This window comes from Solilutibacter pythonis, from assembly GCF_003697345.1.
Taxonomy (GTDB): domain Bacteria; phylum Pseudomonadota; class Gammaproteobacteria; order Xanthomonadales; family Xanthomonadaceae; genus Solilutibacter; species Solilutibacter pythonis.
In genome coordinates, this window is sequence record NZ_RFLY01000005.1 from 14,619 (window position 1) to 28,652 (window position 14,034).

A 14,034-nucleotide genomic window follows, 5' to 3' on the forward strand; every position below is an offset into this window, starting at 1 on the left:
ATCGCGGGGCTTCGCGGTAGTGTAGCCGTCACGATTCCACGAATGCGAAGCCCCGCTTGATCTCTCCTCCCGCGCTTGCCGACGTGCTCGACCTGCCGGATGCCGTATTGCCGGCCCCGGCGTCCGAGCGCTTGCGGTCGGTATTGCCAGCGCTGCCGGATGGCCCGGGCTGGCGGCGGTTGCCGGCGCTTCTGGCACTGCTGGCCGGGCTGAATGCCGATGCGGAGATGATCGAAGCCGCCATCGTCGATGCCGCGGGCGGGGCGGCGGCTGGGTGCAAGGCGTTGCCGGCGCCGCCCGGCGTGGCGGCTCTCCTGGAAGGTCTGGCGGCCGAATCGCGGGTGCGGGCCTTGCATGCCGAGCAGGCGCAGGGACGCGATCCCGAGGGGCTGCGCCGGCTGTTGCTGGCCATGAGCCAGGATCTGCGCGTGGTGCCGGTGCTGCTGGCCCGTCATCTCGTCCGCCTGCGCCATGCGGTGGCGATGGAGGCCGCCGATGCCGTCGAGCTGGCCCGGCTGACCCGCGATATCCATGCGCCGCTGGCCAATCGCCTGGGCATCTGGCAGCTCAAGTGGGAGTTGGAGGATCTGGCCTTCCGCGTGCTGGAGCCGGAAGCCTACCGCCGCATCGCTCGCCTGCTCGACGACAAGCGCCGCGACCGTGAGGGCTACATCGAGGTGTTCAAGCGGGAGCTGGGGGCCGCGTTGGCCGCCAATGGCATCGAAGCCGACATCGCCGGCCGGCCGAAGCACATCTACAGCATCTGGCGGAAGATGCAGAAGAAGAACCTGCCGTTCGAGGGGCTTTACGACCTGCGCGCGGTGCGCGTGCTGGTGGGGGAAACCGCCCAGTGCTATGCCGTGCTCGGCCTGGTGCATGCGCAGTGGATGCCGGTGCCCGGCGAGTTCGACGATTACATCGCCCGGCCCAAGGCCAACGATTACCGCTCGCTGCATACCTGCGTGGTCGGGCCGGGGGGGAAGATCGTCGAAGTGCAGATCCGCACGCGCGAGATGCATGCGCATGCCGAACTTGGCGTGGCCGCGCATTGGCGTTACAAGGAGGGCGGCACAGGCGATGCCGCGCTGGAACGCAAGGTGGCCTGGATGCGGCGGCTCCTGGACGCCGCCCACGAGGAAAACGATGCCGGGTTGCGCGCCGACCTGGATCAGGAACTGACCGAGGACCGCGTCTACGCGCTCTCGCCCAAGGGCGAGGTGATCGACCTGCCGGCCGGGGCCACGCCGCTGGATTTCGCTTATCGCGTGCATACCGACATCGGCCATCGCTGCCGCGGGGCCAAGGTGAATGGCCGCATCGTGCCGCTCGACCACAAGCTCTGCACCGGCGAGCGGGTCGAGATATTGACCGGCAAGATCGACGAGCCGCGCCGCGACTGGCTGCTGCCCGGCAATCGCTTCCTGGCCAGCCCGCGTTCGCGCGAGAAGGTGCGCGCCTGGTTCCGTAAACTCGACCGCGAGCGCAACCAGCAGGCCGGACGGGAGATTCTGGAACGTGAATTCAAGCGCATGGCGTGGGGCGAGACCGAGCTGAGCACGGTGTTGCCGCGCTTCCACGTCGGCACCATCGAGGAGTTGTGGATACAGGTCGCGCTTGGCGAAACCGGGCCGAGTCAGGTGGTGCGCGCCCTCAACGATGCCCGCAGGGCCGCGGCGCCCGAACTGCCGCCGCCAGCGGCCAGCGGTGGCTCGCTGCCGGCCCGGGCGTGCGATGGGGCGCGTCCTGGGGTATCCGTGGCCGGCGTGGACAATCTGCTGGTGCATGTGGCGCGTTGTTGCCAGCCGTTGCCTGGGGAGCCGGTGCTCGGCTATCTCACCCGCTCGCGCGGGCTGTCGATGCACCGGGCCGATTGCCCCGCGCTCAAGCGCATGGCCGCCGCCGACCCCGACCGCCTGCTGCCGGTGGACTGGGGCGATGCCGGCGTGCGCCAGGAGGTGGAGATCGTGCTTTGCGCCATCGACCGCAAATGGCTGCTGCGCGATGTCGGCAACCTGATCGCGCAGGAGGGCGTGCAGATGAATGCCATCCGCAGCGCGCCGCGCAGCCGCGATGGCCGCATCCGCTTCCACATCGCCTTGCAGGTGCGTGATTTCGAGCAGCTTTCGCAACTGCTCGGCAAATTGGCCGCGCTGCCGGGCGTGGCGGAGGCGCGGCGAGGGTGAGCTCGAGGTTGGTATCGGCGATAATTCCGCCCCTTCATACTCTCTAGAGTCTCGATTGGAAGCGTTCCGTCTCGTGGTTTCCGGCGCCTCCAGCCAGCTTGGCTGGGCGCTGCGTGAGCGATTGGCGGAAGAGCGGCTCTCGCTCACCGCGCTCAGCCGCCAGGCGCGTCCCGCCCAGGGCGACGAGACGTGGCTCCGGGCCGACCTGGATGCGGGATGGCCGGCGTTGCCGCCGCAGGACGCCATGGTGAGTTTCGGTCCGATGCGGGCCTTGGCTGATGCGCTGTCGCGGCTTGCGGCGGCGCCGTTCGCCCGCCTGGTGGCGACCAGCTCGATGAGCGCGATCAGCAAGCGCGATTCGCCGGTGGCGGAAGACCGTCGCCTGTCGGCGGAGTTGCGAGAAGCCGAGGCGGCGCTGATGGTGGCCTGCGCGCGCCTCGGCATCGGCTGGACGATCCTGCGGCCGACCATGATCTATGGCGTGGGACGCGACCGTAACCTTACCCCGTTCGCGCACCGTGCGATGCGTACCCGGCTGTTTCCCTATCCCCTGGCCGGCGGGCTGCGCCAGCCGGTGCATGCTTGCGATGTGGCCGAGGCCGCCTGGCGCGCCCTGCATCGCCGCGAAGCGGAGGGCAGGATCATCGAGATCGGCGGTGGCGAGCGATTGCGTGGGAAACGGATGTGGCGGCGTGTGCGACGCAGCCTGCCGGTCGCCAGCCTGCCGCTGCCGGTGCCTTCGGCATTGCCGGGGCTTTTCGCGCGTGTCTTGCCCGGCTGGCGCGGCCCGGCCTCTCGCCTGGAGGCGGATCTGGTGGCCGACAACACCCAGTTGCAATCGGTACTTGGGTTCGTGCCGCGACCGTTCCGGCCCGATGCCGGCTGCTGGGTTGCGCGGCCGTGAGCGATGGCATGACCCTGCCGACGACAGCCGTGGTGCTTTGCACCTGGCACGGCGAACGCTATCTGCCCGAGCAACTGTCCAGCCTGCGCGCACAGACCGTGCAGCCCGATGTCTACGTCCTCTCCGATGACGCTTCCGAGGACGACAGTTGGGCATTGCTTCAGGCATTCGCCGAGGATCGTCACACCGCCGGTTGCGCGGTGGTTTTGCATCGCAACCCGGTCAATCTCGGCTATGTGCGCCATTTCGAACAGGCCCTTCAGCGGGTGGACGCGGAGTTGCTGTTTACCTGCGATCAAGACGACATCTGGCATCCCGACAAGATCGGGTGGATGCGCGCGCAGTTCGCCACCCGCCATTCGCTCGATCTCCTCCACGCGGACGCGCGGCTGGTGGATGCCGATGGCGTCGATCTGGGCGGAAATCTGCTGGGTCTGCTCGGGCTGTCCAAGGCGGAGCGCGCGGCGATGCACGAAGGCCGGGGTTTCGATGTCTTGCTGAGGCGCAACATCGTGACCGGGGCGACGATGGCATTTCGTCGCCGCGTGTTGCGGCATGCGCTGCCCTTCGCCGAGCACTGGGCCCACGACGAATGGATCGCGATCCAGGCCGCCTTGCATGGCGAGGTCGATACGCTCGAATCGGTGGTCATCGACTACCGGCAGCATGGCGGCAACCAGATCGGTGTGACTGCGCGTCCACGGTGGCAACGCTGGCTTGGTCTGGGCGTGGATCGCCATGGTTACCTGCGACGGCAGGTACTGCGGCAAGAGGCGTTGCTGGCGCACCTGGGGCGGCAGGCGGCGGACGCGCCCGCCGCGATACGACAAATGGCGATTTCCGAGCGGTTGGCGCATGCGCGCGCGCGCGCCGGGACGCCGGCTTCGATCCGGCGGCGCCTGCCTTGGGTGGCGGCCGAGTGGCGCAGTGGCCGTTACCGGTGCTTTGGCTCCGGCTGGCGATCGGCATTGGCCGATGTATTGGGTATGGGGTGATGCGCTTGCCTGGCCACATCGCGGGGCGGATCGACGCGGGCCGGGTAGTGGCCGTAGCGGTGACTTATCGCCCCGATCTCCCCGTTCTGACCGAACTGCTTGAGCGGCTGCGGCCGCAGCTCGGCGCGATGGTGCTGGTCGACAACGGCTCGGGCGATGCCGCGGTGGCGGGCTTGCGGGCGTTGGCGCTGCGATTCGAGGCCGATTTGATCGTCAATGCGGAGAACCTGGGAGTCGGGGCCGCGCTCAACCAGGGAATCGCCTGGGCGCGCACTTGCGAGGCGGATGCGGTGCTGCTGATGGATCAGGACAGCCTGCCGGCCACGGACATGCTGGTGCGCCTGCTGGAAGCCTGGCGGGTCGCTTCGTCCAGCGCGAAGGTGGCGGCCGTCGGGCCGCGCGCGGTGGACGTGCGCAATGGCGACAGCGCGCCGTTCGTGCGGGTCGGCTTTCCGCTCAACCGCAAGATCGTGACGCGCGAGGCCGTGCCCCTGGCCTGCGACTTCCTGATCACCTCGGGCAGCCTGATCCCCATCGGCGTGCTCGACGAGGTGGGGGACATGGATGCTTCGCTGTTCATCGACAGCGTGGATCTGGAATGGTGTTTCCGGGCCCGGGCGGCCGGTTTCTCCTGCTTCGGCGCGGGAAACGCGGAAATGGGGCACCGCATCGGCGATGGCATCCGCCGTTTGGCGTTCGGCAGCAGCTTCGTGCATTCACCGGTCAGGTTGTATTACATGATGCGCAACCGCGTGCTGCTCTATCGCCGGCCGACCACGCCGGGCGTATGGATTGGCCAGGACATCCCGCGGGCGATCTTCAAACTGTTGAGATTCTCGGCGTTGGTCGCGCCGCGTGGCCGCAATTGCGCGGCGATGCTGGCGGGCATCCGCGATGGCCTGCGCGGGCGCGCCGGCCCGCGCGATGCCGCGTAAACGCGCGGCCTTTCGGTGCCGGTAATGGGCATAACGGGTAGACTCCCGCCACTTTCCCCATGTCCGAGGCCAGACCCCGGCGATCCTGCATGGCCAAATACGATTACGACGATCCCGACCACGAAGGCGATATCGACGAGGAGGCGTCTCCGCGCTCGCCCTGGCTGCGCCGCCTGCTGGTGCTTGGGCTGGGCGTGGTCGGCATCGGGTTGGGCTTCCTCGTGCCCTACACGCTGTATCTGAATCATCAGGTCAGCCAGCGTTTCGGCCAGTTGCAGTGGCAGTTGCCGACCCGCGTCTATGCGCGGCCGCTGCAACTGGAACCGGGCATCGCCCTGGACGCGGCCACGCTCAAGACCGAACTGGATGCAGCCGCCTACCGCGAGGACGGTGAGGGCGCCAAGCCCGGCACCTACGCCCGCCAGGGGAGCGGTTTCACCATCTCCAGCCGGGGTTATTTCGATGTCGAGGGCCGCATCGCGCCACAGCGGATCAGCGTCGGGCTGTCCGGCGGGCGGGTGGCCTCGGTGCGGAAGGCCGAGGGTGCTGCGCTCAAGGCGGCGCGGCTCGATCCCGCCCGCATCGCCACTTTGTACGGGCGGAACCAGGAAGAGCGCCGGCTCGTCCAGTTGAACGAAGTGCCGGAAAAGCTCATCACCGGCTTGCAGGCGGTGGAGGACCGCGATTTCGCCCGCCACCACGGCATCGATCCGACCGGCATGATCCGCGCCGTCTGGGTATCGCTGCGTTCCGGCGGCAAGAGCTTGCAGGGCGGCAGCACGCTGACCCAGCAGGTGGCGCGCAGCGGCCTGCTCGACATCGGCAAGGAAGTGACGCCGGCGCGCAAGTTCAAGGAAATTCTCTACGCGCTGATCCTGGAGGCGCGCTACGACAAGCGCACCATCCTGGAAACCTATTTCAATCAGGTCTATTGGGGGCAGCGCGGCTCGCAGGCGATCCACGGGGTGTCCTCGGCCTCGGAATTCTGGTTCAACCGCAGCCTCGACCAGTTGACCACCGAGCAGATCGCGCTTCTGATCGCCATCGTCAATGGCCCGTCCTACTACGATCCGCGGCGCAACCCCGGGCGCGCCAAGGAGCGCCGCGATTTCGTGTTGGGGAAGATGCGCGAAAACAACGTCATCACCCAGGCTGAGCACGATACCGCGGTCAACGCACCGCTTGGCGTCAGCAAGGAGCCGGGCGGCGCGGCGCCGAACCGCTTCCCCGCCTATGTCGACCTGGTGCGCCGCCAGTTGGTGCGCGATTACCCGGCCGATTCGTTGCAAGGCGCCGGCCTGGCGGTGATGACGGCGATGTCGCCCGCGGCTCAGGGCTATGCCGAGGGCGCGGTGACGCGGACGATGAAATCGCTGGGCCAGCGCCGCAAGGTGCCGCTTGAGGCCGGTCTGGTCATCACCGACGTCCAGACCGGGCAGGTGGTGGCCGCGGTCGGCAGCAAGGATTTCGCCAATCCCGGCTTCAACCGCGCGCTGGAGGCGCGGCGGCCGGTGGGTTCGATCATCAAGCCCTTCGTCTACATGCTGGCGCTGGCGCAGCCGGGCAAGTGGTCGCTGGCGAGCTATATCGACGACTCGCCGCTGACCATCCGCCTCGGCAATGGTCGGCGCTGGGCGCCGGGCAATGCCGATGGGCGCAGCCATGGCACGGTGCGGATGATCGACGCGCTGGCGCAGAGCTACAACCTGGCCACGGTGCGGGTCGGCATGGAGGTCGGCCCCGAGCGCGTCGCCGAGCTGATCCGCACGCTGGCCGGCATCGAGCCGCAGAGCAATCCCTCGTTGCTGCTCGGCGCGATGGACCAGAGCCCCTATGCGATGGCGCAGCTCTACCAGTTCCTCGCCTCCGGCGGCGAGGTGCAGCCGCTGCACGCGGTGCGTGGCGTGCTTGATCCCAAGGGCCGGGCGCTGAACCGTTACGACAAGGCCCCGGCGCCGGCGCAGAAGGGCGATGCGGTGGCTTCCCGCCTCATCACCATCGCATTGCAGCAGGCGGTGTCCTCGGGCACCGCCCGGCAACTGGTGGCCGATGGCCTGGGCCGGCTGAAGCCGGCCGGCAAGACCGGCACCTCCAACGACAGCCGCGACAGTTGGTTCGCCGGCTGGACCGGCGATCATCTGGCGGTGATCTGGGTCGGCAACGATGACAACAAGCCGACTGGTCTTTATGGCTCCACCGGCGCGATGCGGGTGTGGTCGGGCATCTTCTCCAAGCTGCCCAGCCGGGCGCTGGAAGTAGGGGACGAAGGGCTGGACTGGCAGTGGGTCAGCGGCAGCGGCGCCACCGACGCCAGTTGCCCCGGGGCGCGCCGTTTCGCCTTCGTCAGTGGCTATGCGCCGGCCTGGCAGCCCTGCGCCATGGAGCCGCCGCCGTTGCTGGACGAATTCGGCAACCCGATAGAACCGGCCGAGCCGCCGGCCGAAAGCGAGTCCCGCGGCGGTGGCTGGCGCGAGTTCTTCGGCATCGGTCGCCGTTCGCGGGCGCCGGAACCGGCGAGCGCGCCGCCGCCCTCGCGATGAGGGCGATGGCGAAGGCGCGCGCGTCCCGATGAGCCTGCCCGATCGCACCCTCGGGGCGCTTGGTGACGCGGGCGCGCTGGCCACGGGCATCCCCGGCTTCGTCCCGCGCGAGGCCCAGCAGCGGCTGGCCGGCGCGATCGCCGAGGCCATCGTCGAGACCGGCACCTTGCTGGCCGAAGCCGGCACCGGCACCGGCAAGACTTATGCCTATCTGGTGCCGGCGCTGCTCTCCGGGCGCAAGACCATCATCAGCACCGGCACCCGCGCGTTGCAGGACCAGCTCTATCACCGCGACCTGCCGCGCGTGCGCGAGGCGCTCGGCATCGGCCATAAGTCGGCATTGCTCAAGGGGCGGGCCAACTACCTCTGCCGCTACCGCATGCGGCAGACCGAGGGAGAGCCGCGCTTCGCATCGAAGGAACAGATCTCGCAGTTCCAGCGCATCGTCGCCTGGAGCGGGCGCACCCGCTTCGGCGATCTGGCCGAGATGGAAGGTATGCCCGAGGACTCGCCGGTGTTCCCGGCGGTCACCTCCACCAACGAGAACTGTCTCGGCAACGAGTGCCCGTTTTGGGGCGAGTGCTTCGTGGTGCAGGCCCGGCAGCGCGCCCAGGTGGCGGACGTGGTGGTGGTCAACCACCACCTGCTGCTGGCGGATCTGGCGCTGAAGCAGGAAGGCTTCGGCGAGATACTGCCCGGCGCGCAGACCTTCGTCGTCGACGAAGCTCACCAGTTGCCGGAGCTGGCCGCGCAGTTCTTCGGTGAAGGGTTGGGCGCGCGGCTCCTGGTGGAGCTGGCGCGCGACGTTATTCACGAGTGTCGCGCCGTGCCCGCCGCGCTTTCCGCCCTGCAAGCGCCGGCGCAGCAACTGGAACACATCACCCGCTACCTGCGCGCGGCGATGGAGAATCTGCCGATCCGTGGCACCCGCACCCGCGCGCTGGAGGACGAAGCGGTGGTGAGCGCGTTCGATGCGCTGTCCGACGCCCTGCTCGCGCTGATCGGAGCGCTCGGCCCGTGGCGCGAAACCGGCCCCGGCCTCGAAACGGGGCATGCCCGCGCGGTCGAGGCCGAAGCGCGGCTGTCGCGCTGGCGCGAAGCCTGGAACCGGGAGGAAAACGAGGACGAGGCGCCGCTCGACGAGCGCAGCCCCGATCCCGGCCGCGACAACGTCTACTGGTACGAGCTGACGCCCAAGGGCTTCCGCCTCCAGTGCACGCCCTTGGACGTGTCCGGCCCGTTGCGCCGCCACCGCGAGCAATCACGCGCGGCGTGGATATTCACTTCGGCCACGCTGGCGGTGGGGGGCGGATTCGTCCACGTCTCGAAGCGGCTTGGCCTGTGGGCGCCGGAAACGCGGCTGGAGCCCGGCCCGTTCGACTGGCCGAAGCAAGCGCTGTGTTACTTGCCGAAGCGGATGCCGGAACCTTCCGCCTTCGGCTTCACCGATGCGGTGGTCGAGGCGGTATTGCCGGTGCTGCGGGCTTCGCGCGGCCGTGCCTTCGTACTCTTCGCCTCGCACCGCGCGTTGCGCGAGGCGGCGCGGCTCCTGCGCGCGCGCGCGGACGCGCCATGGCCGCTGTTCGTGCAGGGCGAGGCCGCGCGCGCGCAGTTGTTACAGCGCTTCCGCGATTCCGGCAACGGCGTCCTGCTTGGCGCCGCCAGTTTCCGCGAGGGCGTGGACGTGGCCGGCGACGCGCTGTCGGTGGTGGTCATCGACAAATTGCCGTTCGCCGCCCCCGACGACCCGGTGTTCGAGGCGCGGCTCGAAGCCGTGCGCCGTGGCGGCGGCAATCCCTTCCGCGACGAACAGTTGCCGCAGGCGGTGATCGCGCTCAAGCAGGGCGCGGGCCGGCTGATCCGCACCATCGATGACCGTGGCGTGCTGGTGCTGTGCGACCCGCGCCTGTACGGCAAGCACTACGGCCGCGTGTTTCTCGACTCGCTGCCACCAATGCCGCGCACGCGGGAGATCGGCGATGTCGAGGCGTTTTTCGCCGAGCGCGAGGATGCCCGCCCGTCGCGGGCCGAATGAACGCGCCCGACGATTCGACCGGGCGTGCGTTGGCCCAGGGCCGGTTGCGCCCCGCATGGGCGAGCCGGCGGATGTCGATCGGAACCGGCGGGGCAGCCCGCGTCGGGTGCCGTGAACTTTGGCCCATTCCATTGGAAATCAATGGTTTGTCGATGATTCAAATGGCGGGGCCAGGGTATCCGCGTCGCCCGGGGCGATTCGCTGCGCGCAACGCGCAACCCGCGTCGGGCGACGATGAATCCGCATCGAAGCGCCCGAAACCGGCATCATGACTCCCCGCCAGACCGACCAACGCACATATTCCGCATCGCCATGAACCTGCTCGCTCTCGAAACCTCCACCGAAGCCTGTTCGGTCGCCGCCGTTCACGGCGATCTGTTGATCGAACGCTTCGAAGTCGCGCCGCGCCGCCATGCCGAACTGGTATTGCCCTGGGCCGAGGCGGTGCTGGCCGAAGCCGGTCTCGACCGCCGCGCGCTCGATGCCGTCGCGGTCGGGCGCGGGCCGGGGGCGTTTACCGGCGTGCGTCTGGGCATCTCGTTGGGGCAGGGCATGGCGCTGGCGCTGGATCGCCCGGTCATCGGCATTTCCACGTTGGCCACGCTGGCCATGCGCGCCAACGCCGGCGAGGGCGCGCGGGTACTCGCCGCGATCGACGCCCGCATGGGCGAGGTCTACTGGTGCGCCTACCACGTCCGCGATGGCGAGCCGTGGCCGTTGGCGCCGGAGCGGGTCGGCGCACCCGAGAGCGTGCGGGTCGAAGGGGAAGGCTGGCATGGCGTCGGTACTGGATTTTCCGCGCAACACGGGGCGCTGGCCGCACGGTGCGCGGCGCGGCTGGCCTCGGTCGATGCCCTCGCGCTGCCGCGCGCCGCCGATCTGGCCCGGCTTGCTGTGCGGGCGCACGCGCGTGGCGAGGCCGTCGCGCCGGAACGCGTCGAGCCCGCCTACCTGCGCGACAACGTCGCCCTGACGCTGGCCGAACAGGCCGCCCTGCGCGCATCGCGGCGATGAGCGTGCGCCGCCTTCGTGCGCCCGCCGCCGCCGCGGCGGCTATTCGTCGATGAATTCGCCGCCCGGTTTGAAGTTCCAGGTGCGGATCACGTTCAGCACGTCGACCTCCTCGTCGGTCTTCGGCAGCGCCGGATAGGGCTGGGCGAGCCGGGCGATGCGCAGCGCGGCCTGGTCGAGGATCGGTTGCCGGCTGGATTCCACGATCGTCACCGATTCCACCGAGCCATCGCGGCGGATGCCGATGCTCACCACCACCTGCCCGGCGAGATTGCGCGCCCTGGCGGCCTCCGGGTAGTTGAGGTTGCCGATCCGCTCGACCCGCTCGACCCAGCGCCGCAGGTATTCGGCATAAGCGTATTCGCGCGTGCTGGCGGAGACGAACCTGCGCTTCGGGCGCTTGGCGTAGCGCTGCGAGTTGAGATGGATTTCGGCCGCCAGCCGCGCCATTTCCATGTCGCGGGTGATCTTGCTCGGCCCCGGCGGCAGCGGTTCGGCCTCGGCCTGGGGGTGTGGTTGCGGCAGGGGGACGCGGTCGCGGGCGTCCGCGGCGGTGATCACCCGTGCCTCGGGGGCCGGTGTGGCGCGCGGGCTCTGCGCCTGTAGCGGTTGCAGGGCGATGCCGGCATCGGGCAGGGGCAGGCGGCCGCTCTGGTCGTCGGTGGGGCGCGTGGATTTTTCGTGCTCGCCGCCGCCCTGGTTGCTGGCCTGGGCGAGGAATTCGGCTTCCTTCGGCGTCAGCGGCGTGCGCGCGCCAGTGAGCATGACGTCCAGCACCGGTGCGACCTGTGCCGGCTTGATGGCGACGAAGCCGACACCCAGGATCACCAGCGCATGCAGCGCCGCCGACAGCGTCAGCGTCGCGCCAAGGCGGTCGCGTTCGCCCAAGCGGGCCGGGGCGGGCAGCGGCGGCGCGGCGGCGTTCATGCGGCGGTGAGACGTTTCTCGATGGCGTCGAACAGCAGGCCGGCGATGTTGAGGCCGAACTGGCGGTCCAGTTCGCGCACGCCGGTCGGGCTGGTGACGTTGAGTTCGGTCATCCAGCCGCCGATCACGTCGAGGCCGACGAACAGCATTCCGCGCCGCTTCATCTCCGGACCCACCTGCGCGGCGATCCAACGCTCGCGTTCGGTCAGCGGCCGGCCCTCGCCGCGGCCGCCGGCGGCCAGATTGCCGCGGAACTCGTCGCCCTGGGGAATCCGCGCTAGAGCGTATTCGACCGGCTCGCCGTCGATCAGCAGCACGCGTTTGTCGCCATCGACGATTTCCGGCAGATAGCGCTGCGCCATCGCCAAATGGCGGCCGCCCGCGGTCAAGGTTTCCAGGATCACGTTCAGGTTGGCGTCGCCGGCGGCGGCCCGGAAGATCGAGCGGCCGCCCATGCCGTCGAGAGGCTTCAGCACGGCATCGCCGTGGGCGTGGACGAAGGCTTTCAGCGTGGCGGCATCGCGGCTGACCACGGTCGGCGGGCAGCATTGCGGGAACAGCAGGGCCGCCAGTTTCTCGTTGTAGTCGCGCAGCCCCTGCGGGTCGTTGACCACCAGCGCGCCCTGGCGCTGGGCGAAACCGAGAATCTGGGTGTCGTGAAGGTAGTCGGCATCCACCGGTGGGTCGGTGCGCATCAGCACCGCCTGGCCTGGGCCGAATTCCAGCGGGGCGAACTCGCCCAGGCCGAACCAGTCGCGGGCATCGTCGCGGACTTCGAGCGCGGCGGCGTCCGCGATGGCCAGGCCGTCGCGCAGCGCCAGCGTGCTCGGACGCACGTAGTGCAAGCGGTGGCCGCGCCGCCGCGCCTCCAGCAGCATGGCGAAAGTGGTGTCCTTGGCGGCCTTGATCCCGTTGATCGGGTCCATCACCACCACGATGTCGAACGGCATCGGCCGGTCCTCGGTTGCTTTGCCGCGATGGTAGAGCCTTCGCGCGGGTATTTCGATGCCGCGACCGCAATGAATGCACGTTTTGGCAGTGAATTCGGAATCGGTGCTTGACAGTTTCGCCCAGGGATGAAAAATTTCACGTTTGAATGTTGCCCGTGGGGTGACAGCCGGGGACGCATCAATGCAAGCAGGCAGCACCAGCGGCTTCGATGGCCTGAAGGTGATGGTGATCGACGACTCGAAGACGATTCGTCGCACCGCGGAGACGTTGCTCAAGCGCGAAGGCTGCGAGGTGGTCACCGCCAACGACGGCTTCGAGGCGCTGGCCAAGATCGCCGACCAGCATCCGCACATCATCTTTGTCGATATCATGATGCCGCGCCTGGATGGCTACCAGACCTGCGCGCTCATCAAGAACAATCAGGTTTTCAAGCGCACGCCGGTGATCATGCTGTCTTCCAAGGATGGCCTGTTCGACAAGGCGCGCGGCCGCATCGTGGGGTCCGAGCAGTACCTGACGAAACCATTCACCCGTGAGGAATTGCTGGGCGCGATCCGTACCCACGTCACTGCCTGAGGAGGGAGGGCATGGCACATATCCTGATCATCGAGGATTCACCAACCGAGGCGGCGGTGATGGCTCAAATGCTGGAAAAGAACGGCCACCAGGTCAGCGCCACGGCCAATGCCGAGGATGGCATCGAGCTATGCCGTCGCGAAAAACCCAGCCTGGTGCTGATGGATGTGGTTCTGCCGGGCATGAACGGCTTCCAGGCCACCCGTGTCCTGAGTCGTGACGAACAGACCCGGGGCATCCCGGTGCTGATCGTCAGCACCAAGGGAATGGAGACCGACGTGGCCTGGGGAATGCGCCAGGGCGCCCGCGACTACGTGGTCAAACCGCCGAGCGAGGCCGATCTGATCTCGCGCATCAACGCCGTGCTGGGTGCCTGAGCCGATGACGACCGTCACACTCCCGTCGGCAATCGACCGGCTGCGCGATTACGAGCGCCGCAGCTTGGCGCACGTCGCCGGCAGTCCCCTGGCCGCCGGTGTCGCGGCGGGGTGGCGCGGCCTGGCCTGGCGCGTCGGCCGACATCGGCTGGTGTCGGCCTTCGACGAGGTGGTGGAGATCCTTGGCGCGCCGGCGGTGGATTCCCTGCCGGGCGCCCAGCCCTGGCTGCGTGGCCTGGCCAACGTGCGCGGCAACTTGCTGCCGGTGGTCGATCTCAAGCATTTCCTCGAAGGTCAACGCAGCGTGGCCCAGGAGCGCCAGCGCATGCTGGTGATCCGTCAGCCCGGCGGCGACGTCGGCGTGCTGATAGACGAACTGTTCGGCCAGCGCGTGTTCGAGGAGGAGCACCGCATCGAGGTCGGCGTGCTCGCGCCCGGTCGCTACGCCTATTTCGTCGATCGCGCCTACCGGCTCGACGGCGTCGAATGGGCGGTGTTCAGCCTGGATCGTTTGTCCAGAACCCCGGAGTTCCGCCAGGCCGCCGCCTGATCCTTTCCATCCTTGCCGTCGCGCGCCGGTCGCCGGTACCCGACAAACCC

At 68.8% G+C, this 14,034-nt stretch carries 12 protein-coding genes; 10 read left to right on the forward strand and 2 right to left on the reverse strand.

The window, feature by feature from the left end:
- Positions 1–56 precede the first annotated feature (56 nt).
- The 7 genes from EBB59_RS04430 (at position 57) to tsaB (ending at position 10,606) form a co-directional block, all read left to right on the forward strand.
- The gene (locus tag EBB59_RS04430) at positions 57–2,183 is read left to right on the forward strand and encodes a RelA/SpoT family protein (protein WP_122100951.1); all 2,127 of its coding nucleotides are present in this window, start codon (positions 57–59) and stop codon (positions 2,181–2,183) included.
- Between the two features lie 55 nt (positions 2,184–2,238).
- Complete coding sequence (locus tag EBB59_RS04435) at positions 2,239–3,087, forward strand: NAD-dependent epimerase/dehydratase family protein (protein ID WP_122100952.1); 849 nt, start codon at positions 2,239–2,241, stop codon at positions 3,085–3,087.
- The gene (locus EBB59_RS04440; protein WP_245979031.1) at positions 3,084–4,082 is read left to right on the forward strand and encodes a glycosyltransferase family 2 protein; all 999 of its coding nucleotides are present in this window, start codon (positions 3,084–3,086) and stop codon (positions 4,080–4,082) included. The genes EBB59_RS04435 and EBB59_RS04440 overlap by 4 nt, the downstream gene beginning before the upstream one ends.
- Positions 4,083–4,087: 5 nt before the next feature.
- Positions 4,088–5,017, forward strand: a complete 930-nt coding sequence (locus EBB59_RS04445) for a glycosyltransferase family 2 protein (protein ID WP_245979032.1) — start codon at positions 4,088–4,090, stop codon at positions 5,015–5,017.
- An 89-nt stretch (positions 5,018–5,106) separates the two neighbouring features.
- Complete coding sequence (gene mrcB, locus EBB59_RS04450) at positions 5,107–7,557, forward strand: penicillin-binding protein 1B (RefSeq protein WP_122100954.1); 2,451 nt, start codon at positions 5,107–5,109, stop codon at positions 7,555–7,557.
- Between the two features lie 28 nt (positions 7,558–7,585).
- Positions 7,586–9,592, forward strand: a complete 2,007-nt coding sequence (gene yoaA / locus EBB59_RS04455) for a DNA repair helicase YoaA (RefSeq protein ID WP_122100955.1) — start codon at positions 7,586–7,588, stop codon at positions 9,590–9,592.
- 312 nt (positions 9,593–9,904) lie between these two features.
- Positions 9,905–10,606, forward strand: a complete 702-nt coding sequence (tsaB, locus tag EBB59_RS04460; RefSeq protein WP_122100956.1) for a tRNA (adenosine(37)-N6)-threonylcarbamoyltransferase complex dimerization subunit type 1 TsaB — start codon at positions 9,905–9,907, stop codon at positions 10,604–10,606.
- Between the two features lie 39 nt (positions 10,607–10,645).
- Here tsaB and EBB59_RS04465 read toward each other — a convergent pair whose 3' ends face one another.
- Positions 10,646–11,530: an energy transducer TonB gene (locus EBB59_RS04465; protein ID WP_122100957.1), complete on the reverse strand. Its 885-nt coding sequence runs from the start codon at positions 11,528–11,530 to the stop codon at positions 10,646–10,648.
- Positions 11,527–12,480 carry a glutathione synthase gene (gene gshB / locus EBB59_RS04470; protein WP_122100958.1) on the reverse strand — a complete coding sequence of 318 codons (954 nt, stop codon included), beginning with the start codon at positions 12,478–12,480 and terminating at the stop codon, positions 11,527–11,529. Before gshB ends, EBB59_RS04465 begins: the two co-directional genes overlap by 4 nt.
- A gap of 181 nt (positions 12,481–12,661) precedes the next feature.
- On the opposite strand from gshB, the gene pilG reads away from it, so the two are divergent.
- The 3 genes from pilG to EBB59_RS04485 are packed head-to-tail and all read left to right on the forward strand — an operon-like array spanning position 12,662 to position 13,984.
- Positions 12,662–13,057 (forward strand): twitching motility response regulator PilG, encoded by a 396-nt coding sequence (pilG, locus tag EBB59_RS04475; protein ID WP_122100959.1) that lies wholly within the window; start codon positions 12,662–12,664, stop codon positions 13,055–13,057.
- A gap of 11 nt (positions 13,058–13,068) precedes the next feature.
- Positions 13,069–13,434 (forward strand): response regulator, encoded by a 366-nt coding sequence (locus EBB59_RS04480; protein WP_122100960.1) that lies wholly within the window; start codon positions 13,069–13,071, stop codon positions 13,432–13,434.
- 4 nt (positions 13,435–13,438) lie between these two features.
- Positions 13,439–13,984, forward strand: a complete 546-nt coding sequence (locus EBB59_RS04485) for a chemotaxis protein CheW (RefSeq protein WP_122100961.1) — start codon at positions 13,439–13,441, stop codon at positions 13,982–13,984.
- Positions 13,985–14,034 lie beyond the last annotated feature (50 nt).

Excerpts from the sequence above, each read along its gene's own strand:
- mrcB (WP_122100954.1), top strand. The coding sequence starts at position 5,107 with ATGGCCAAATACGATTACGACGATCCCGACCACGAAGGCGATATCGAC.
- yoaA (WP_122100955.1), top strand. The coding sequence starts at position 7,586 with ATGAGCCTGCCCGATCGCACCCTCGGGGCGCTTGGTGACGCGGGCGCG.
- tsaB (WP_122100956.1), top strand. The coding sequence starts at position 9,905 with ATGAACCTGCTCGCTCTCGAAACCTCCACCGAAGCCTGTTCGGTCGCC.
- EBB59_RS04465 (WP_122100957.1), bottom strand. The coding sequence starts at position 11,530 with ATGAACGCCGCCGCGCCGCCGCTGCCCGCCCCGGCCCGCTTGGGCGAA.
- gshB (WP_122100958.1), bottom strand. The coding sequence starts at position 12,480 with ATGCCGTTCGACATCGTGGTGGTGATGGACCCGATCAACGGGATCAAG.
- pilG (WP_122100959.1), top strand. The coding sequence starts at position 12,662 with ATGCAAGCAGGCAGCACCAGCGGCTTCGATGGCCTGAAGGTGATGGTG.
- EBB59_RS04480 (WP_122100960.1), top strand. The coding sequence starts at position 13,069 with ATGGCACATATCCTGATCATCGAGGATTCACCAACCGAGGCGGCGGTG.
- EBB59_RS04485 (WP_122100961.1), top strand. The coding sequence starts at position 13,439 with ATGACGACCGTCACACTCCCGTCGGCAATCGACCGGCTGCGCGATTAC.